General features: G+C 64.0%; 15 protein-coding genes and 1 pseudogene. 10 read left to right on the top strand and 6 right to left on the bottom strand.

Annotation, left to right across the window (positions count from 1 at the left end; translation table 11 throughout):
- Window positions 1-205: 205 nt before the first annotated feature.
- The gene (locus tag LL972_RS20230; RefSeq protein WP_228329114.1) at window positions 206-580 is read right to left on the bottom strand and encodes an Mth938-like domain-containing protein; all 375 of its coding nucleotides are present in this window, start codon (window positions 578-580) and stop codon (window positions 206-208) included.
- Window positions 581-595: 15 nt separating this feature from the next.
- Entirely contained in the window at window positions 596-901 is a 306-nt protein-coding gene (yhbY, locus tag LL972_RS20225; RefSeq protein WP_104582892.1) for a ribosome assembly RNA-binding protein YhbY, read from the bottom strand.
- 65 nt (window positions 902-966) lie between these two features.
- Between yhbY and rlmE the strand changes: the two genes are divergently transcribed.
- The 9 genes from rlmE (at window position 967) to ubiB (ending at window position 13,014) form a co-directional block, all read left to right on the top strand.
- On the top strand, window positions 967-1,599 hold the full coding sequence (rlmE, locus tag LL972_RS20220; RefSeq protein ID WP_228329113.1) for a 23S rRNA (uridine(2552)-2'-O)-methyltransferase RlmE: 633 nt from the start codon (window positions 967-969) through the stop codon (window positions 1,597-1,599).
- A 60-nt stretch (window positions 1,600-1,659) separates the two neighbouring features.
- Complete coding sequence (ftsH, locus tag LL972_RS20215) at window positions 1,660-3,600, top strand: ATP-dependent zinc metalloprotease FtsH (protein ID WP_228329112.1); 1,941 nt, start codon at window positions 1,660-1,662, stop codon at window positions 3,598-3,600.
- A 123-nt stretch (window positions 3,601-3,723) separates the two neighbouring features.
- Entirely contained in the window at window positions 3,724-4,626 is a 903-nt protein-coding gene (gene folP, locus LL972_RS20210; protein ID WP_228329111.1) for a dihydropteroate synthase, read from the top strand.
- Window positions 4,626-5,609, top strand: coding sequence for a tRNA (adenosine(37)-N6)-dimethylallyltransferase MiaA (gene miaA, locus LL972_RS20205; RefSeq protein WP_228329110.1), 984 nt, complete (start codon window positions 4,626-4,628; stop codon window positions 5,607-5,609). Before folP ends, miaA begins: the two co-directional genes overlap by 1 nt.
- A gap of 77 nt (window positions 5,610-5,686) precedes the next feature.
- A complete protein-coding gene (hfq, locus tag LL972_RS20200) occupies window positions 5,687-5,965 on the top strand; it encodes an RNA chaperone Hfq (RefSeq protein ID WP_005915027.1) in 279 nt (92 codons plus the stop codon).
- An 11-nt stretch (window positions 5,966-5,976) separates the two neighbouring features.
- Window positions 5,977-7,296, top strand: a complete 1,320-nt coding sequence (gene hflX, locus LL972_RS20195) for a ribosome rescue GTPase HflX (RefSeq protein WP_228329109.1) — start codon at window positions 5,977-5,979, stop codon at window positions 7,294-7,296.
- Between the two features lie 341 nt (window positions 7,297-7,637).
- The gene (locus LL972_RS20190; protein ID WP_164740302.1) at window positions 7,638-8,132 is read left to right on the top strand and encodes a CinA family protein; all 495 of its coding nucleotides are present in this window, start codon (window positions 7,638-7,640) and stop codon (window positions 8,130-8,132) included.
- Between the two features lie 262 nt (window positions 8,133-8,394).
- Window positions 8,395-10,923 carry a TonB-dependent receptor gene (locus LL972_RS20185; protein WP_429002207.1) on the top strand — a complete coding sequence of 843 codons (2,529 nt, stop codon included), beginning with the start codon at window positions 8,395-8,397 and terminating at the stop codon, window positions 10,921-10,923.
- A gap of 414 nt (window positions 10,924-11,337) precedes the next feature.
- Complete coding sequence (gene ubiB / locus LL972_RS20180; RefSeq protein WP_228329107.1) at window positions 11,338-13,014, top strand: 2-polyprenylphenol 6-hydroxylase; 1,677 nt, start codon at window positions 11,338-11,340, stop codon at window positions 13,012-13,014.
- A 1,051-nt stretch (window positions 13,015-14,065) separates the two neighbouring features.
- Here ubiB and LL972_RS20170 read toward each other — a convergent pair.
- From LL972_RS20170 to LL972_RS20155, 4 genes and pseudogenes are all read right to left on the bottom strand, one after another.
- Window positions 14,066-14,434, bottom strand: a complete 369-nt coding sequence (locus tag LL972_RS20170) for a hypothetical protein (RefSeq protein WP_228329106.1) — start codon at window positions 14,432-14,434, stop codon at window positions 14,066-14,068.
- Window positions 14,434-14,751 carry a DUF1153 domain-containing protein gene (locus LL972_RS20165; protein WP_228329105.1) on the bottom strand — a complete coding sequence of 106 codons (318 nt, stop codon included), beginning with the start codon at window positions 14,749-14,751 and terminating at the stop codon, window positions 14,434-14,436. The genes LL972_RS20170 and LL972_RS20165 overlap by 1 nt, the downstream gene beginning before the upstream one ends.
- A gap of 72 nt (window positions 14,752-14,823) precedes the next feature.
- Window positions 14,824-17,784 carry a Tn3 family transposase gene (locus LL972_RS20160; protein WP_228329104.1) on the bottom strand — a complete coding sequence of 987 codons (2,961 nt, stop codon included), beginning with the start codon at window positions 17,782-17,784 and terminating at the stop codon, window positions 14,824-14,826.
- Window positions 17,785-17,801: 17 nt separating this feature from the next.
- Window positions 17,802-18,761, bottom strand: a pseudogene (locus tag LL972_RS20155) (tyrosine-type recombinase/integrase); the annotation flags it as partial.
- Between the two features lie 183 nt (window positions 18,762-18,944).
- Here LL972_RS20155 and LL972_RS20150 point away from each other — a divergent pair.
- Window positions 18,945-20,000, top strand: coding sequence for a DNA-binding protein (locus tag LL972_RS20150; RefSeq protein ID WP_228329103.1), 1,056 nt, complete (start codon window positions 18,945-18,947; stop codon window positions 19,998-20,000).
- The last annotated feature ends 265 nt before the right edge of the window (window positions 20,001-20,265 follow it).

The raw sequence follows: 20,265 nt of genomic DNA, 5'->3' as shown, positions 1-20,265 counted from the left end.
GAACGTCAGTTGCATGCATCACTCCTCAACGTGAGTGGATAGTGTCGCGTATCTGCGATGCGTTGTTCAGAGGTTCCCTAAGGCTCGGTAAATTTCGCTTGACAGCGAAGTTTCAGTCCAGCCTGCTTTCCCGATTCCCGATTCCCGATTCCCGATTCCCGATTCCCGATTCCCGATTCCCGATTCCCGATTCCCGATTCCCGATTCAGCCTTCCAGAATCATCGCCAGCGCCACCCGGCGGCCTTCGCTGGCCAACACGTTGTAGGTGCGCGCCGCGGCCGCATTGGTCATCGCTTCCAGGCCGATGCCGCGAGTCAGGCAGGCTGCCAGCACGTCCGTCTTCGGAAACTGCTGCCGCTCGCCGGTGCCGAGCAGGATCACCGCCGGGGCAAGTGCCAGCACCGCATCCATATGCGCGACCTGGAGCTGCTCCAGGCCAGGCACCGGCCAGCCTTCCACCAGCTCGTCCGGCATCAGGATGAAGCTGCGCTGCAGAATCTGGTCGTTCACCTTGGCATGGCGGCCATCGGCCGCGCGCAGCGCATAGGTGTAGTCGGGGTGTTCCTGGCTTAAAGGCATGGCGAACTCGTCGGGTCAGCCGCGCGGTAGCACGATCTGACGCTTTTCCTTGCTGGGGCGGTACAGGATGGCGACATGGCCGATCCGCTGCACCAGCGCGCTGCCGGTGTGCTGGGTCAGTTCGGCGATCATGGCGTCACGGGCCTCGCGATCCTCCGATGTCACCTTCACCTTGATCAATTCGTGGCGCTCGAGCACTTCCTCGAGTTCGGCCAGAAATGCCGGCGTGACCCCTTTGCCGCCGGTCTGCAGCAGTGCCTTGAGATCGTGGGCCTGGCCGCGCAGGAAACGGTTCTGGGCGGAGGTGAGAACAATGGACATGCAGGATCAAAGGGAAGCAAAGGGTGTTCAGGGTATCATGGCGACCCGTTCAGACCCCTTTGCCGATGCCTTCCCGTAGTAAAAGCAGCCAGCGCTGGCTCAAGGAACACTTCGCCGATCCGTTCGTCAAGAAGGCGCAGGCCGAAGGCATGCGCTCGCGCGCGGCCTACAAGCTGGAAGAACTGCTCCAGCGCGATCGTCTGCTCAAGCCGGGCATGGTGGTGGTCGATCTGGGCGCGGCGCCGGGCGGCTGGTCGCAGCAGGTCCGCAAGTCCATGGGCGACAGTGGCCGGGTGGTGGCACTGGATATCCTGGAGATGCCGCCGCTGGCCGGCGTGGAGTTCCTTCACGGCGACTTCAGGGAGCAAACCGTCCTATCGGAATTCGAGACAATGTTGGGCGATGTGCCGGTGGACCTTGTGCTGTCCGATATGGCCCCCAATAAGAGTGGCATGGATGCGGTCGACCAACCGCGGATGATGCACCTGGCGGAACTGGCGATGGAATTCGCCGATACCCACCTCAAACCCGGCGGGGCGTTCCTGATCAAGCTGTTCCAGGGCGTCGGGTCCGATGACTACATTCGTGAGCTTCGCCGCCGCTATGACAAGGTGACGATTCGCAAACCGGCGGCCTCGCGCAAGCGCTCCCCGGAAGTTTATGCGCTCGGTCAGGGCAAGCGTGCCCAGATCAAGTAAGCTGCCAATGACCACCGTGTTTCAAGAATTGAAGAGTAGAGGGCACCGGAGCCAATGAGGATGAACGACTTGACCAAGAATCTGCTGCTGTGGGTGGTCGTCGCGGTTGTGCTGATGGTCGTCTTCCAGAGCTTTTCGCCGCGGATGGCGGGCGGTGTCGGCCCCGACTCGATTACCTACACCCAGTTCCTGAAGGAAGTGGACTCCGGGCGTGTCAAATCGGTGGACTACACCGACGAGACCAATCTGGCAGTCAACGCGATCCGCTTCAAGCGCACCGACGGCAGCGAAGCCACCGTGTACGGGCCGCGCGACGACAAGCTGGTTGACGTGCTGTATAGCAAGAACATCGAAATGACTCGCCAGAAGCCCTCCACCGGGCCTGGTTTCTGGTCGTTGGTGCTCAATTTCCTGCCGGTCATCCTGATCATCGGCTTCTGGCTGTTCATCATGCGCCAGATGCAGGGCGGTGGCGGCGGTGCCAAGGGTGCGATGAGCTTCGGCAAGTCGCGCGCCAAGCTTCAGGGCGAGGACCAGGTCAAGATCACCTTTGCCGACGTTGCCGGTTGCGACGAGGCCAAGGAAGAAGTCAGCGAGCTGGTCGACTTCCTGCGCGACCCGACCAAGTTCACCAAGCTGGGCGGCAAGATTCCGCGCGGCGTGCTGATGGTCGGCCCGCCGGGTACCGGCAAGACTTTGCTCGCCAAGGCGATCGCCGGCGAGGCCAAGGTGCCGTTCTTCAGCATCTCCGGTTCCGACTTCGTCGAGATGTTCGTGGGCGTTGGCGCCAGCCGCGTGCGCGACATGTTCGAGCAGGCCAAGAAGCATGCGCCCTGCATCATCTTCATCGACGAAATCGATGCCGTTGGCCGTCACCGCGGCGCCGGCCTGGGCGGCGGACATGACGAGCGCGAGCAGACCCTGAACCAGTTGCTGGTCGAGATGGACGGTTTCGAGGGCGGCGAAGGCGTGATCGTGATCGCTGCGACCAACCGCCCCGACGTGCTGGATCCGGCGCTGCTGCGTCCGGGCCGTTTCGATCGCCAGGTCGTGGTTGGCCTGCCGGACGTCAAGGGGCGCGAGCAGATCCTGCGTGTACACATGCGCAAGCTGCCGCTGGCCGACGACGTGGTGCCGATGGTCATCGCCCGCGGCACGCCGGGTTTCTCGGGTGCCGACCTGGCCAACCTGTGTAACGAGGCTGCGTTGTTTGCCGCACGCGGCAGCGAGAAGGAAGTCCGCATGGACCACTTCGATCGTGCCCGCGACAAGATCCTGATGGGTGCCGAGCGCCGCTCGATGGCCATGAGCGAAGACGAAAAGACACTGACTGCCTACCACGAGGCAGGTCACGCCATTGTCGGCCGTCTGGTGCCCGAGCATGATCCGGTCTACAAGGTCACCATCATTCCGCGCGGTCGCGCCCTGGGCGTGACCATGTATCTGCCGGAAGGCGATCGTTACTCGATGAACCGCGTGGCGATCGAGTCGCAACTGTGCTCGCTGTATGGCGGCCGCGTGGCCGAAGAGCTGATCTTCGGCGGCGACAAGGTCACCACCGGTGCGTCCAACGACATCGAGCGTGCGACCAAGATGGCACGCAACATGGTCACCAAGTGGGGCCTGTCCGACGAGCTCGGCCCGGTGGCCTATGGCGAGGAGGAAGACGAGGTGTTCCTGGGTCGTTCGGTGACCCAGCACAAGAACGTCTCCGACGAGACCGCGCGCATGATCGACGAAGTGGTGCGTTCGATCCTGGACAAGGCTTACAGCAAGACCAAGGCCATCCTCACCGAGAACCTGGACAAGCTGCACGCGATGTCGCAGCTGCTGTTGCAGTACGAGACCATCGACGTGCCGCAGATCGACGCCATCATGGAAGGCCGCGAGCCGCCACCGCCGGCCGGCTGGGGCAAGTCCGACAAGGACGGCGGCAACAACAACGACAAGGGCAGCCCGCGTCCGTTGCCGCCGATTGCCGGGCCAGCCGAGCAGCTGTAACGCTTGTATCGGTCAGCTGCAGAAGCATTCATCAAGGCCGGGAAGCGATTCCCGGCCTTGATGCGTTATAGGGCCACATCGCCTCATCAGCTCTTGCCGCAATCATTCAAGGAGACACCATCGATGTTCGACACCGCCCTCAAGCTGGATTGCGCCGGCCGCGAACTGCGACTGGACGCGCCGCATGTGATGGGGATCGTCAACGTCACCCCGGATTCGTTTTCCGATGGCGGCCAGCACGCCAGCAGCGAGGCCGCCATCGCGCATGGCCTGCGTCTGGTCGAGCAGGGCGCTGCGGTGCTGGATATCGGCGGTGAATCCACCCGTCCGGGCGCAACCCCGGTATCGCTGGACGAAGAACTGCAGCGCGTGATCCCGGTGATCCAGGCATTGGCGCAGCACACCGGTGTGCCGATCAGTGTGGATACCTTCAAGCCGGAGGTAATGCGCGCGGCGGTCGCGGCCGGCGCCGGCATGATCAACGACGTACACGCGCTGCGCTCGCCGGGTGCATTGGACGCCGCGGCCGAGTTGCGGGTGCCGGTGGTGTTGATGCATGCGCGCAGCGCACCCCATGCGATGCAGGACGCGCCGCACTACGACGACGTGGTGGCCGAGGTACATCGCTTCCTGGCCGAGCGCATCTTCGCGGCAGAAATGGCAGGTATCGACAAGGGCCGGTTGATCCTCGATCCGGGGTTCGGGTTCGACAAGACCACCACGCACAATCTCACCGTGCTGGCGCAGTTGCAGCGCCTGCAGGAGTTCGGCCTGCCGATCCTGGCAGGGCTGTCGCGCAAGCGCAGCATTGGTGAACTGACCGGGCGCCAGGTCGCCGCAGAACGCGTATACGGCTCGGTCGCCGCGCATCTGATCGCCGCCCAGCACGGCGCGCTGTTGCTGCGCGTGCATGATGTGGCCGCCACCGTGGATGCCTTGAAGGTGTGGAATGCAATGGCGGCGATCCCGTTGCCACGCGTGAGCGCGCCTGCGGCACCGAGCATTCGCTGGCCGGACGAGGACTGATGCCGGCCGACCGACGCCCGCTGGCAATTGCATTGATGGGGCCGACCGCCAGCGGCAAGACCGCGCTGGCACTGGAGGCAGCGCAGCGCTGGAACGGCGAGATCGTCAGTGTCGATTCGGCACTGGTGTACCGCGGCCTGGACATCGGTGCGGCCAAGCCGGATGCCGCGATGCGCGCGGTCGTGCCCCATCATCTGCTCGACCTGCGCGATCCCTGGCAGATCTATTCGGCGGCGGAATTCGCCAGCGATGCGCGGTGGGCGATCGAGCAGATCGTCGCGCGCGGCAAGCTGCCGATTCTGGCCGGCGGCACCGGGCTCTACTTCCGCGCCTTGCTGGAAGGGCTGTCGCAGTTGCCCGAGGCTGATCCGACCGTGCGCTCGGCCATCGCGTCCGAAGCCGAACAGCTCGGATGGGCCAGGCTGCACGCACAACTGGCGGAGGTCGACCCGGTCGCGGCTGCGCGCATCCATACCACCGATCCGCAGCGGATCCAGCGCGCCCTGGAGGTCTACCGCATCAGCGGCAGGCCGATCAGCTACTGGCAGGCGCTACCGCCGGGACCACGCTTGCCGGTGCGGGTGCTGAAGGTCGTCCTGGCGCCGCACGAGCGCGCAGTGCTGCACGCACGCATCGAGCAGCGCCTGGATGCAATGCTGGCGCAGGATTTCCTGGCCGAAGTGGAGCGGCTGCGTGCATTGCCGCAACTGCGCGCGGTCGCCGCGCCGCTGGATCTGCCGGCGGTGCGCGCGGTGGGGTATCGCCAGGCCTGGGAGTATCTGGATGGAGCCGGCAGCCTGGCCGAGTTCCGCGACAAGGCCGTGCAGGCCACCCGTCAACTGGCCAAGCGGCAACTGACCTGGCTGCGTGGCGAGCTCGACGCACGCTGGTTCGACCCCGAGCGTGACCGCCATCGGCTGGAATGCGCACTTGTCCGCTTCCTCGGTCAACGTCCCGCTGTGCAGCAGGCTTCAGGCGTGTAACATCCCGTTTCCGGGGCCGGCTGGGGATGGCAGGTGTCGACCGGGACTATAAGAACAATAATGAAGAGGAGTTTTCGATGGCGAAGGGGCAATCTTTACAGGATCCATTCCTCAACGCGCTGCGGCGTGAGCGGGTGCCGGTCTCTGTGTATCTGGTCAACGGCATCAAGCTGCAGGGCACGATCGAGTCGTTCGACCAGTTCGTGGTCCTGCTGCGCAATACCGTGAGTCAGATGGTCTACAAGCACGCCATCTCCACGGTCGTGCCGGCGCGCAATGTGCGCGTGGGACCGGGTGGTGGGTATGTGCAATCCAATGAAGGCAACCAGGCGGAAGATGACGACGTCGAGCAGTAATGGAGTAGTGCGTGTTTGATCGCTCACGCAAGGGTGAACACGCGTTGTTGATCCAGACCCACTCCGGTGGGCCTGCCGAAGAGGATGTGCTGGAGGAGTTCGCCGACCTTGCCAAGTCGGCGGGCGCCACGGTGGCGGCCACGCTCACCGCGCGCATCGACAAACCGAACCCGTCGACCTTGATCGGCAGCGGCAAGCTGGAAGAAATCAAGGCCGCCGCCGAGGCCACCGGCGCGGATCTGGTGTTGGTCAACCACACCTTGTCGCCGGGCCAGGAGCGCAATCTGGAGCGCTACCTGGAGCGGCGCGTGATCGACCGTACCGGCCTGATCCTGGACATCTTCGCGCAACGGGCACGCAGCCACGAAGGCAAGCTGCAGGTGGAGCTGGCGCAGTTGCGGCACATGGCCACCCGGCTGGTGCGCGGCTGGACCCATCTGGAACGTCAGCGCGGCGGGTCGATCGGACTGCGCGGCCCTGGCGAAACCCAGCTGGAAACCGATCGCCGTCTGCTGCAGAAGCGGGTGGAGCAGTTGCAGCAGCGGCTGGAGAAGGTCGAGGTGCAGCGCACCCAGATGCGGCGTGCGCGCATGCGCAGCGAACTGCCGCGGATTGCGTTGGTCGGCTACACCAATGCCGGCAAGTCCACCTTGTTCAATGCCCTGACCGGCGCGGAGGCCTACGTGGCCGACCAGTTGTTCGCCACGCTCGATCCCACCGTGCGCCGCATCGCGCTGCCCGGTGGCAGTGCGATCCTGGCCGACACGGTCGGCTTCGTACGCGACCTGCCGCACCAACTGGTCGCCGCATTCCGTTCGACCTTGTCCGAGGCGCGCGACGCCGATCTGTTGTTGCATATCGTCGATGCGGCCGACCCGCTGCGCGAGGAACGCATCCAGCAGGTCGATGAGGTGTTGCATGCGGTCGGTGCGGGCGATCTGCCGCAGCTGCTGGTGTTCAACAAGATCGACAAGATCGACGGCGCGCAGGTGCGTCACGATGCGCAGGACGGCATTCCCGACCAGGCGCGGCGCGAGCGCGTGTGGGTCTCCGCACGCGATGGACGCGGGCTGCCGGAACTGCAGCATGCGCTGGGGCAGCGGCTGGACCTGCGCCATGTGACCGGGCAACTGCGGTTGCCACCGTCGGCCGGCCGCCTGCGCTCCAAGTTGCATCAACTGGAAGTGGTGCGCGGCGAACAATCCGACGAGGACGGCTGGTTGCTGGATGTGGACCTGCCGATGGTCGAGGCCGAGCGCCTGGCTGCCGGCGACGACGGTGCGCCCCTGCGTGCGATGCTGCCCGATCGTCGCGAAGACTGGGAGTCGTGATCGGCGCTGCACGGTCGGCTTGGCCGGCCGTGCAGATCGGCGCTGGCAGGGTAGACCGACGGGTCAGGCGGTATGGCGATCGCGCCGCTCCGCTCCGCTCCTGGCGCTTTGGTGCATAGCGACCGAATGCATGTCTGCCGCAGTCGCCTGGGCAGGACACGCACGAGACCGCAGCCGACATCCTGGCGATCCGCTCGCCAGCGCAGCCGATGCCTGCTGCCATTGGCTGCACGCCGCTACTGAACCCCGGCCACGTCGTCGCTGGCGCGGATTGGGCGCCAACGCAGACAGGCGCGGTAAATTGGGCTAAAACGTCGGTTGCTCCTTCACTCGCCGTGCCCATGTCCATGTCCGCCGATTCCGAACTGCAGCAGCTGGCCGAACACCTCGGTCAACAGCTGCTTGCCGCGCGCGAGCGCCTGGTCACTGCCGAGAGCTGTACCGGCGGCTGGATCGCCAAGGCGGTCACCGATGTGGCGGGGTCCTCGCACTGGTTCGATTGCGGCATGGCCGCTTACAGCTACGAGGCCAAGCAGGCCTTGCTGGGAGTGCGACCCCACACGCTGGAAGTGCATGGTGCAGTCAGCCGCGAAACGGTGATCGAGATGGTGTCGGGCGCGCTGGTCAATTCCGGTGCGAGCATCGCGGTGGCGGTGACCGGCATCGCCGGGCCGGGGGGCGGCAGTGAGGACAAGCCGGTCGGCACGGTATGGATCGGCTGGAAGCGGCGCGGCGGCTATGCCACTGCGCAGTTGTTCCATTTCGCTGGCGATCGCGATGCAGTGCGTCGCCAGACCGTGGTTGCCGCGTTGCGGGGCTTGAGCGCGCTGCTCTAGGCCTTATGCCGAAGCAGGCACGCGCACGCATCTACTGCGCAGGGTGTGTCTCTGGCTGCGGCGATTCTCTTCGACATTGAGCGATTGCGCATGTGGTGCATGGCTGCCATGCAGCGTTGGCTGCAGTGGGTTCGCTGCGCGCTCCGCAGGTTCTGCCAGCGGCGTTGTCCAGCCTCGTTGATTCGGTAAGGTGTGGCGTCACGCGACCTGCGGCGCTCGCCGCAGTGCATCGCTCGCTCTTTTTCGGGGGACAGGCATGCGCTTGAAACAGCAACGTCGCACCGCGCTTGCGTTGGCGCTTTTCGCGGCCGCGCAGGCATCGCCGCTGCATGCGCAGACGGCCACGCAGGAACAGCGCAACGAGCCGGCCACGCTGGCGTCGCTCAAGGTAACTGCGCAAAAACGCGAGGAATCGCTGCAGAACGTGCCGGTGGTGGTCTCGGTGTTGCCCGAGCAACTACTGCAGGACAGCGGCGTGCACGACATCAAGGAACTGCAGGTGCTGGTGCCTGGCTTGATCGTGACCAGCAGTCAAAGCGCTGCGCAGACCACTGCACGTATTCGCGGCATCGGCACAGTGGGCGACAACGCCGGGCTCGAATCCTCGGTCGGCGTGGTCATCGATGGCGTGGCGCGCGCACGCAATGGCGTGGGTTTTGCCGACCTCGGAGAACTCGAGCGCATCGAAGTATTGAAGGGACCGCAAGGTACCGTGTTCGGCAGGAACACTTCGGCCGGCGTCATCAATGTGGTCACGCGCCGTCCCAGTTTTACCCGCAGTGCCGATGCCGAGATCACCACGGGCAACTATGGTGCGCTCGGGATTGCCGGCGCCTTCAACGATGCGCTGGGCCAGACCAGCGCCTTGCGCGTCTATGCGGCCAGACGGCGTCGCGATGGCTTCGAACAGGTGGTCACCGGTGCCGGCCCGCGCACCGCCACCGACGATGGCGATCAGAATCTGCGCACTGCGCGCGTGCAGTGGTTATGGGAACCCGGCGACGATCTGGACATCAATCTGGCTGCCGACTACACCCGCCGTGAGGAAAATTGCTGCGTCACCGTCACCACCGAACGCGGGCCGACCGCAGCGCTGATCGACGCCCTGGCGCCAGGCGGGCAGGGCACGATTGCGCGCGCCGACCCGCAAGGCCGACGCGCCTACAGCAATCGCAGCACCGCGCAGGATATCCAGGACAAGGGCGTGTCGGCGCAGGTGGATTGGACCACGCCGTGGCTGAGCGAGGCGGTGCTGACCTCGATCACCGCATTGCGCGACTGGAAATCCATCAACGGCCTGGACTTCGACTACAGTGCGGCTGACGTCCTGTACCGCGCGCCGCGCGAGGACGAGATGCTGACCAGGTTCAAGACCTTCAGCCAGGAACTGCGCCTGGCCGGATCGAGCGAGCGTCTCGACTGGATCGTCGGTGCGTTTTACGCCGACGAAACCCTGCATCGCAACGAGTCCTATCGCTTTGGCAATGCCTACGAGCCGTATCTGTCCAGCGTGTTGCTTGCACGGGTCAATCCGGCGCTGGCCGCACGTGCGGATGCAACGCGGTTTCTCGCAGACGCCACCGGCTTGCCGGCTGGCACGCTGTTTCGTGGACAGGGCAGCCAGGATCGCTTTCGACAGGATGGCACCAGTGCCGCGTTGTTCACCAACAACACCTGGCATGCCACCGATGCGCTGGATGTGGTGGTGGGGTTGCGTTACACCTACGAGCACAAGGCGTTGCAGTCGAGGTTTGAGAATCCCGATGGAAGCCCCGCATGCGCCAGCTATTTCGCGGCCAATGGTCAGCTCGACCCTGCTGCGTTGCGGCGTATCGGGGCTGCGCTGGTCGCACGGGGCGTGCCCGCGTCGGCAGTACCGACCATCGCGCCGCAAGTGGTCGGTTTCACCTGCCTGCCCTGGGCCAACGTGGCTCATGCCGGCCGCCGCACCGAGCAACGACGCACCGAGCGCGAGTGGTCCGGAACGGCGAAGCTGGCGTATCGCTGGAGCGATGCAGTGATGACCTATGTGTCCGCCGCACGCGGCTACAAGGCCGGCGGTTTCAACCTGGATCGCGTGCAGTCCTCCGATGGTTTGTCCAGCGGCGTGCAAGGCATCCTGCCGGTGGACGACACCGCGTTTCCCGGCGAATTCGTCGATAGTTACGAGCTCGGTGCCAAGACCACCTGGCTCGGTGGCAATCTGCTGTTCAACGTGGCGCTGTTCTATCAGGATTTCAGCGACTTCCAACTCAACAATTTCCTCGGGACCAGCTTCGTGGTGCGCGCCATTCCCAGCGTGGTGTCGCGCGGCATCGATACCGAACTGCTGTGGCAGGGCGCCATGCCCGGTCTGATGGTGCAGGGCGGGCTCAGCTATACGGATACCGCGTATGGCGACGATCCGCTGCCGGACGCCGATCTGGCGCTGCTGCCGGGCAGTCGGTTGAGCTTTGCGCCACGTTGGTCGGCCAATCTCTCGGTCACTTACGAGCACGCGCTCGGCGATCGCATGACCGGTCGCTTCAATGTCGGCGCGAAGTATGTTTCCGAGTACAACGCCGGCTCCGATCTGGATCCGCAAAAAGTGCAACCGGGCTATACGGTGCTCAATGCACGGTTGGGCATCGGCGCCGACGACAAGCGCTGGATGCTGGAAGCGTGGGCAGAAAATCTCGGCAACGAAACCTATCGCCAGATCGTCATCGATGCGCCGCTGCAGGCGGGTTCGTGGAATGCGTTTCTGGGCGCGCCCCGCACGTATGGGGTGACCTTGCGGTTGCGGTATTAGGTCTTTTGAAGGTTCAGGTGCAGCCTTGCCAAGGCACCAGGTTCCATACGTAAGCGCAACCTCGGCTGAGCCTGCAGGTGTCCATGACGCGACAGGCACGTGCAGATCGGCTACAAACAAGGTCTCGTTTTCAACCTGCGTGCCGATGCTTCCGCTTTTTGCTCATGTGCTGTTGTTGTCCGCACCGCGCCGATCTGCTGGCAGTGTCCTAGCGTTGCTGGATGGCCGGTGCGCAGCCGTCCGGCAGCCGATGCGTGAGGCGGCCGATGGTTGCGTCGTTCTGTGCGCGAGCGATCATGCAGCCACGCGCGATGGTGCATGGTCAATGTGCGCTTCGAACGACGAGACGCGGCCGACGATGCACTTTGGTGCGCTCCGGCCTGTTGCCGTAGCGCAATCGCAGGCGGTGTGCTGATGTGGGAGGCACTTGGCACCGTTCGGGACCTGGGGCGGCTGCAGGAAATCGCCGCGGTGCTGATCCGCTACGGATTCGGTGATGTGGTGCGGCGTATCGGCCTTGCCGACGTGCTCGAACGTGCCGGCAAGCTGCTGCACTGGCACAACGCCGAGGGGCGCCTGCGCCTGTCTGCGGCGATGCGGGTGCGGCGCGCGCTCGAGGAACTCGGGCCGACCTTCGTCAAGCTGGGGCAGGTGCTGGCCACGCGTGTGGATCTGCTGCCGCCGGAGTGGATCGAAGAGCTGAGCGAGCTGCAGAACGCAGTGCCAGCGCTGCCGTTCGAACAGATCCGCCCGCAGCTGGTCGCAGCGCTGGGCGCGGAGCCGGAAAGCGTGTTTGCACGCCTGGACGAACAGCCTCTGGCTGCGGCATCGCTGGCGCAGACGCATCGCGCCTGGCTGGCCGATGGCACACCGGTGGTGCTGAAGATCCGCCGCCCCGGCATCGGCGATGTCATCGATGCGGATCTACGCCTGCTGGCACGCCTGGCGGAAATCGTGGAAACGCGCGCGCCCGATCTCAAGCGCTATCGCCCTGCCGACGTGGTGCAGCAATTCACGATCTCCTTGCGGCGCGAACTGGATTTCGCCGCCGAGTGTCGCAATGCCGAGCGCATCGCGGCCAATTTCGTCAACGACCCCAGGGTGGTGGTGCCGTCTGTCTATTGGCAGTGGACCTGCGAATCGCTCAACGTGCAGGAATTCATCGACGGCATTCCCGGGCGGGACATGCGCGCTGTGGATGCGGCCGGGCTGGACCGCAAGGCGCTCGCGCGCACCGGCGCCGGGATCGTGCTGAAAATGGTGCTGCAGGATGGATGCTTCCACGCCGACCCGCATCCGGGCAATATTTTCTATCTGCGCGACGGGCGCATCGCCGTCATCGATTTCGGCATGGTCGGACGTGTTTCCGAGCAACGTCGTTTCCAGGTCGCGCAACTGCTGCATGGCATGGTGAGCTACGACGCCGAAGCGGTCATCGACGTATTGCTGGAATGGGCCGGCACCAGTCTGGAGATCGATGAGTCGCGCCTGCAGCAGGACATCGGCGCCTTCGTCGACGAGTACCGCGGCGTGCCGCTGAAGGAGCTGCGCATCGGCGCGATGCTGGGCGATGTCACCTCGATCCTGCGCGATCACGGGCTGACCCTGCCATCGGATCTGGCGCTGATGATCAAGGCGTTTCTCACGCTCGAGGGCATGGGCCGCCAGCTCGATCCGGATTTCGACATGGCCACCGAGGCGCGTCCGTATCTCGAGCGCGTGGTGCTGCAGCGTTATGCGCCGAGCGCGATGTTGCGGCGCAGCCGTCGCACCGTGACCGGCGCGATCGATCTGATCGGCGACCTGCCACGCGATCTCAAGCGGCTGCTGCAGGCCGCACGGCGCGGCAAGTTGCAGCTGCAGATCGAAACGCGTGCGTTGCGCGAATTCGGCGAGCAGGTCGATCGCGCGGCCAACCGTCTCACCATGGGGATCGTGACGGCCGCGCTGGTGATCGGCTCGTCGATCGTCATGAACAGTGTCGGTGGCAGTGCCAGCCGTTGGCTGCTTGCGTTGGGGGTCGGCGGTTTCATCGGTGCAGCCATCTGCGGCATCTGGATCCTGTTCTCCATCTGGCGGAGTCGGCGCTAGACGCGGCACATGCTGACCCCCGATTGCCGGGCTGCGCATGGCGTACGACACGGCTATTGGGGGTTCAGCCGACATACGTGTGAAAATGACTCGCAGAATCCAATTTCTTTTGTGAAAACATGAAGTTGCCAGATAAAACGGCGCTTCCATCGCTCGTCCACTACCTCATCCCTTTCGAGTTTCGGCACGCTGCAATTGTCTTGCGGCGACTGTGCGAGACCGGTCGGTCACAGGGGGGTAATAGACGGATGCCGCCGGCTTCACAGCAGAGAACGCAAGGACTATTCGGGAGTACACGCTGCCGGGATTGAGGGCCGGCAGGAATCTTCGGAAAAATTCTTTACTAACAGCAAGTTATCCCACTCTTGGCTGTTTTTTGTACGAATCCCTGCCGACCCTCATTTTTCACAAACTCCTGCGGGCACTTTTGAGCGCAATCTATTCATTACCGGGCTTGGGCGCGATCAGTTCCTTCTGCTCAGGTAGCGGACCGGGACGGAAGCGCCCTCCCGCTCGCGCTTGCGACACGGCAAACTGCACATCATCTTCAGTATCGGACTGACTCCTAATCGAGCTTTGCCTCTTCAATCCTTGCAATACACCCTGCGTCTCCCGATGAGTCGCCGACTCTTGCGTCGCTTGCTCATTCGTGGTCCGACCAGCATGTTGCTCGACAACATATTCGCTCGCCTTCCCACTGGCGCCTGTGACGTTGAAGCATCCCATATAAGAACTCCTACTTGAGAGTGCGGCCTGCTAACTTCCCACGAAAAGCGTAAACCTGCTTTCGCCAAGCGAAAAACTCTTTGGACTGGCGAAACTGTGCCTAGTGATCGGGAGCAGCTGAAAAACTAAACAACGTGCCTGGACCTCGTGGGTAAATGTGCTGCCGTGTGTAAACACCACGTTGCCCAGCGTGCCGAAGCGGGTGATCAGTGCTTGCTCCAAGGCCGCTACGGCGGTGCTGGCCCTGCCCGTGCGCGAGAGCTGCCAGCCCAGCAATTGCCGGGTATGGCAATCGATCACCAGGGCCAGGCTCAGCCAGCCGTCCTTACCGCCCCCAGACCCGGCACAGGTCGGTGGCCCAGCGCTGGTTCGGTGCGCTGGCCACCGAGGGCAAGGCCTCGATCCGCGGTCGCTTGCCCACGGCGCGCTTGCGCACCTGCCAGCCTTTGATCTGAAAGATCCGCTGCACCGTGTTCCTGTTCATCCGCAGTAGCCCAGCCACCGTCCGATATCCGAACGACGGCTCGGCCTCGATCATGGCTTTGATCGGTCCGGCCAGCTCCGGCTTCACCTTCGGCGCTGCCTTGCGCGGCGTGTAGTACACACTGCGCCGAGGTACACCGAACCAGCGGCACAGCTTGACCATCGATATATCGAACCCGTCCTCCTGCAGGCCCTGCTGGATCGAGGCCATCAGCTCTCGTCCTTGCCCAGCAGGGCTGCCAATTTTTTTCGGGGACGCAGTTCCAGCATGGCTTCGCCGTAGGCTTCCTGCAGCTCCTTGAGCTGACGTTCGTACTGCTCGCGCACATCTTCGGGCTTGGCCCGCAGCGCGTTCTCCAGGCCGCGCTTACCTTCCTCGACCCAGCCTTCGATCTCATTGGGCGTCAGGTCGAACTGCCGGCTGGCCAAGGCCACCGTTGTCTTCCCTTGGATGATCTCCAGCACCAGCGCCGACTTGCGCCGGGCCGTCCATCGCTTGATCTGTTCTTCGTCCATCACTGCACTCATCGATGTCTCCTCTGAAAGCTAACACCTGAGCAGATTTTCAGTGGGTCATTACAACATTTTGGCGCAACAAAACTACCCTGCCAATGCCAGTTCAGTCTCATACGGTTTCGGGACCGCCTCTACATCAATCAGGTAATCGCCGAAGCGCTTCACATGGCTGGTCACGTAAGGGCTGAGGAAAGCCACGTCTTCGCGCGTGATCTTCCACCCCTGCCGCATCAGAGACTTCATGATCCGGGTCTGTTCGACCACGTTGTAGAAGATGACGGCATTGGAAACCAGGTCGTTGTACTTGACGGCTTTCTCCTGCTCGACGGGGTCGTTGTCGGCAATCACCCCTTCCCCGCCGAAGAAGAAATACTTTGCGAAGCCGTTGTAAGCCTCCACCTTGTTGGTCGAGGCGGTGATCTGCTCGCGCAACTCGCGGTTGGAGATGTACTGCAGCAGGAACAAGGTGCGCACGGCGGAACCGAGCGCCTTGAAGGCCTGGTACAGCCGGTTCTTGCGGCTGTAGTTGCCCAGCTTGCGCATCAACGTCGAGGCCGCGATCTTGCCGGTCTTGATCGAGAGCACGACCTGCATCAGGTCCTTCCAGTGGGTCTCGATCAGATCCCAGTCGACAGTGTCCCGGAACAGCGCATCGATGTGTTCGTAACGAATGTCCTCATCGGGGCGGAAGAACTTGTATTCGCGCCAGTTGCGGATGCGCGGCATCAGCTGGATGCCCAGCAGATGTGAAAGGCCGAACACCGGCAGCGACTGCCCCTGCGTGTCAGCGTGGACGGTGTCAGGCTGGATGTCGGAGGTGTTCTTCAGCAGGCCATCGATGATGTAGACCGCCTCCCAGACACCGCACGGAATGAAGTGGCTAAACAGCGCGACGTAGGTATCGGACACGTGATGATAGGCAATGCCGCCGTAGCCTCCATAGCGGATGTGGTACGAGGCGAGAAGATTCTGGTCATAGAGATCGTACTTGGTGCCGTCGGCGGCCGCGCTCTTGCCGTCGCCCCAGCATTTGGGCAGCTGCAGGCCGGCGTAGCTGTTGATGATGTCCCGGCAGGCCGCCGCCAGTTTGTTGGCATCCACATGCCGGCGGTTGACGAACGACAGCATGTGCGCCGAGACGGCACCACGCAGATGCCGGGCAGCCTGGGCCGGTCCGAGGTTGCACCCATAGGTGAAGGCGGTGAGGACATAACGCTGCATCGGTTGCTCGATCTTGGCGTCCGAGCCGGACAGAGGACCGAAGTGCCGGGTCCAGCGCGTCCAATGAGCCACATCGCACAGGATCTCGATGACGCTGCGTTCGGGCATGCGATCTAGGATGGCGGTTTCCAGGGCGCGGGCCCCACTGCTCATCTCCTTGGCCTTGCTGCGCTTGAGCACCGGGATGCCATCCTCGCCGATGACCACTTGGCCATTCTCCAGATAGCCTTGATCGGTCAGCTCAGCGACCTGCATCAGGCGCGATTGCAACGCGTTGACGAAGCCCACGGCCGTGGCCGGCAGCCCCAGCTGCTTGCAGTAATCCTCCAACATAGGTTCGCACTGGTCCCACGGAAGCAACTGCTCGCGGTAGTCGGCGTAGGTTTCCGATCCGCGCACAGCCACGTCGCCCGATTTCAGTTCGTTGACCAGCGATGAGAACACACAAACCTCGAACAGGCGCCGGTGGATGCGCTCTTCGTTCTGTTCGGTGCGATGGACGATGGTTTTGCGCCAGAGTTGGGTGGTGAATGCCAGATCGACTGGTTCATCCAACCAATCGCTGCGGGTTCGTTCCTGCGTCAGGATCAGCTCGATCGCGTCGATCAGCAAGCGATCCTCGGTGGTCGAGGCCAAGTCCAGCCTACGCACCATCCGCAGGATGGTGGAGCGGTGACTTTTGTAGAACGGCCACAGCAGCGGCAAGTGATTGTCGCCACTATGCGCCGCAATGGCGTTGCAGTCAGCTTGCAAGGTCTGCACGCCGCCGTGGGCGTTGACCAGGCGGCGGATTTCACGCCCCGCCTCGGTGTCGCCGCGATGATGGTCGAGGACGCGGACCACATCCGACATCGTCGCCACGATCGCTTCGGTCTTCTCGCGATAGCGCGCCCTCAGCCGCTCCAGTTCCTCTCGGCCCCGGTTGTGGATGTTCCCCATGCGTTTGATGAACATCTCCGCGAGATCGTCGCGCGTCTGGACCCGGGTCCGGTGGATCAAGCACACCAGTACCGCGTAGCGCTTGGCGGGCCGAAACTTGCGCAGCTCGGAAGCATCCAATGCCCTTGCCTCGGCGGCGAAGTGCTTGCGCTTGACCTCCGGGATGCCCGCCAGGTGCAACTCGCTGCCGACCAATTCGTCCAGTTCGCCGATATGGTCGATCAACTCCTGGAAATGCTGCAGCGAAGAGCGCTTGGGCAGGCGCTTGATCGCGTGCAGCGGGCTCTTCTGACGCCCCTGTTCGACCTGCAGGAGGCCTTCCAGGCGCTGTTTTTCGTCGATGGTCAGTCTGGCCTCGATCTGGGCGAAATAGCGTCCGTTGACCAGCGTGCGGATGCGCCTGATCAGGCGATCCAGTGTGGAGAACGCCGGCAGCTCGACGCGATCACGCACGAGCTGTTCGATGGCTACATTGATCAGGTCCGCCGGGTTTTCCATCACCGCAGCGACTTCGTATACCGCGCGTGCAGCAATCTTCAGCCCGCCATCGCTGTAGGCCCGGACCTGCAGGAATTGCCGGATCCGGCGGTAGTAGCGATAGCGCGAGGCGTTGGCAAGATTCGCTGGCTTGACCTGCACGCGCAGTTTCAGCGCGCTGCGGATATGGCGCACCACCGCCGGCGGGACTTCGTCCAGCATGGGGAAGTACCCCAGCCGTTGGAAAGTCTTGAGCAGGATCGTCAGCGTCAGGCGGTGCGCAGGCTGCCGGGTGTAATCGGCAACGAAGGCCACCTCAGCGTCGGTTGGCGTGTAGGCCGCAACCAGTTCGTGGACGACTGGGTTGCGCTTAAATTGCGGGTATGCGGTCCGTTCGATCGACGCCATCCAGCCCCTCAGGTCGTTGCAGGCCTGGGCAGCGCGGACGCTTCCGGCAGACTGGCTTCGATGCGCTGGCGGGCGAACGGATCGGCCCCGTCGATGTAGCGCATCGCCGACTGCACGTCGCGCCAGCCGACGTATTCCATCAGGGCCTTGACGTCCCAGCCGTTGGCGTTGGCCCAGCCGGCGAAGCCGCGGCGCAGCGAGTGGCCGCTGTAGGCGTTGGGAGAGCTCAGCCCGGCCTCGCGGAAGATCCGCCGTAGCAGCCGCACCAGGCTGTTGGGGTGAAGCGGCGCGGCGGCAATCCCGCCCCACTGGTCGACCGCGCGAAACAGTGGCCCCTCGTGGAGGGCGGCTGCCGCGACCCAGGCCATGGTGGCAGCCACCGGGCACCAGCGCGACAGCGCCGGGACCTTGTAGGTGGTGCCGGCGTGCTGGCGATCGCTCTTGCTGTGCGGCAGGAAGCAGGTCATGCCTTCGCCCGGCACCAGGCGCAGGTGGTTGACCTGGAGACGGGTGAGTTCATCGCCGCGGAAGCCGCGCCAGAAGCCGAGCAGCAGCAAGGCGCGATCGCGCAGATGCCGCAGCTCTGCGGCGCGATCGCCGCGAGAGTGGGCCGCAGCCGCAGCGTCTTCCAGCCGTGTCGTGACCTGGCCCAGCTGGGTGAGTTGCAGGGGCGTGGCGCGTTTTTCGACGCTCGGGTGCAGGGTCTGGATGCCCTTGAGCACTTGGCGCACCACGGGCGCCCGGGTTGGGTCGACAAAGCCGTGCACCTGGTGCCACTGCGCCAGTGCTGCGAGCCGGTGCCTGAGTGTGTTGAGCGCGAGTTGCCCGGCGTAGGCGGCCAAGTAGCGCGCCACCTGCTCTGCGGTCGCCGGCAGATGACCACCCCACTCGACCTCGAAGTGACGGGTCGCTCCTGCATACGCGCGCGCGGTGTTGGCGCGGGTTGCCGCTTCCAGATACTGATTGACCGAGCTCACCGCCTCGCTCCGAAACGCCGTTTCGTACGGCCGCAGGGCGACTGTAGCCGAAAACTCCGGATAAGGCGGGATAATTCTATATTATCCCGCGTGAACTCAACGCGCACCGACGGCCAATTTAGTGCGTTGAGGAGTATGTAATTACATGGTATGTAATACGTTACGAAATACGTGGGGTGACGAATGGCAAGGTCCGGGTTGTACAAAAGCGATGTGCAACGTGCCCGCGATAGCCTGCGCGCAACGGGCACGCATCCGTCCGTCGACGCGGTCCGGGTGGCGCTGGGCAACACGGGGTCCAAGACCACCATCCACCGCTATCTGAGGGAGTTGGAAGAGGAGGAAGGGCAAAGCGTTGGCGCGAAGATGGGCGTGAGCGACGCACTTCAAGACCTCATCGCCCGCCTCGCCGAGCGGTTGCACGCCGAGGCTGACACGGTCGTGGCGCAAGCCCAGGCGCGCTTCCAGGCGCAGCTTCAGGAGCGCACCCACGCGCTGGAGCAGGCCCGGCACGAGACTGGCTCGCTCACGACGCAGTTGCAGCGCTGCGAGACCGCCCTGCAGGCCGAACGCGAGGCGGGCGCCGCCGCCAGGAGCGAGGTGGCCAGCCGCACTACCGAGTTGGCTCAGCTGGAGGAACGGATCACAGGCCTCACGGCGCGATTGGCGGAGCACGAACGTCATGCGCAGTCGCTGGAGCACAAGCACGAGCATGCCAGGGAAGCCCTGGAGCACTACCGGACCTCCGTCAGAGACCAGCGCGAGCAGGAACAGCGTCGGCACGCGCACCAAGTGCAGGAGTTGCAGGTCGCCCTGCGGCAGGCCAACGAGGCCTTGACCGCCAAGAACCACGACCTGATGCAGCTCAACCGGGAGAACGGCCAGTGGCTGGAACGGCAGACCCGCCTGGAGCGGGAACTGGCGCAGGCACGCCAGCAGGCCGACGCCCAGCAACGCGAGCGCGACGCGCTGCGCCTGACGGCCGTCGAGCACCAAGCCCTGCAAGTGCGCTGGACCCAAGATGTCCAGGCGCTGGAAGGTGTGCGCGCCGAACTGGCTGCGGCGCGGACCGAGCTGGTCGAAGAGCGCCAGCGCCGGGAACACGCCGAGGCGGACACCTTGCGCACCACAGTACGTCTGGGCACGCTGGAACAGTTACTGGAGCAACTGCGGTTGCCGCGCCCCGTTGGCGAACCCGAAAACGCCATCGCAGCCGGTGCAATGCCGGTAGGCAGATGATCAGCTGCTTGGCGAGGGCTCGGGAATCCTCCGCTTCAGTGCCTTCGTCGTCTCAGCCAGGATTTCGGTGAGCCAACGCGAATCGGAAAGCTTCTCGCCAAACTTGCTCCTGCAGTCACTGCAGGAGATGAAGATGGGGCTATGCGTTTCAAAACCGAGCGTGGCAGGGTCACCTGAGCATTATGCAACCGGTAATCCCCCCACTTCTAGCGGTCGCCAGAAGTGGAGCTAAGTGGCCATCGCCAACTTCATGGCAGGCGTGATG

Source organism: Xanthomonas campestris pv. asclepiadis, from assembly GCF_020784175.1.
GTDB lineage: Bacteria > Pseudomonadota > Gammaproteobacteria > Xanthomonadales > Xanthomonadaceae > Xanthomonas > Xanthomonas campestris_D.
The sequence above is the reverse complement of the archived record's forward strand: the minus strand, read 5'-3'. Positions and strand labels throughout refer to the sequence as shown.

Coding starts and splice junctions, on each gene's coding strand:
- LL972_RS20230 (WP_228329114.1), bottom strand. CDS start 580: ATGCCTTTAAGCCAGGAACACCCCGACTACACCTATGCGCTGCGCGCG.
- yhbY (WP_104582892.1), bottom strand. CDS start 901: ATGTCCATTGTTCTCACCTCCGCCCAGAACCGTTTCCTGCGCGGCCAG.
- rlmE (WP_228329113.1), top strand. CDS start 967: ATGCCTTCCCGTAGTAAAAGCAGCCAGCGCTGGCTCAAGGAACACTTC.
- ftsH (WP_228329112.1), top strand. CDS start 1,660: ATGAACGACTTGACCAAGAATCTGCTGCTGTGGGTGGTCGTCGCGGTT.
- folP (WP_228329111.1), top strand. CDS start 3,724: ATGTTCGACACCGCCCTCAAGCTGGATTGCGCCGGCCGCGAACTGCGA.
- miaA (WP_228329110.1), top strand. CDS start 4,626: ATGCCGGCCGACCGACGCCCGCTGGCAATTGCATTGATGGGGCCGACC.
- hfq (WP_005915027.1), top strand. CDS start 5,687: ATGGCGAAGGGGCAATCTTTACAGGATCCATTCCTCAACGCGCTGCGG.
- LL972_RS20190 (WP_164740302.1), top strand. CDS start 7,638: ATGTCCATGTCCGCCGATTCCGAACTGCAGCAGCTGGCCGAACACCTC.
- ubiB (WP_228329107.1), top strand. CDS start 11,338: ATGTGGGAGGCACTTGGCACCGTTCGGGACCTGGGGCGGCTGCAGGAA.
- LL972_RS20170 (WP_228329106.1), bottom strand. CDS start 14,434: ATGGCCTCGATCCAGCAGGGCCTGCAGGAGGACGGGTTCGATATATCG.
- LL972_RS20165 (WP_228329105.1), bottom strand. CDS start 14,751: ATGAGTGCAGTGATGGACGAAGAACAGATCAAGCGATGGACGGCCCGG.
- LL972_RS20160 (WP_228329104.1), bottom strand. CDS start 17,784: ATGGCGTCGATCGAACGGACCGCATACCCGCAATTTAAGCGCAACCCA.
- LL972_RS20150 (WP_228329103.1), top strand. CDS start 18,945: ATGGCAAGGTCCGGGTTGTACAAAAGCGATGTGCAACGTGCCCGCGAT.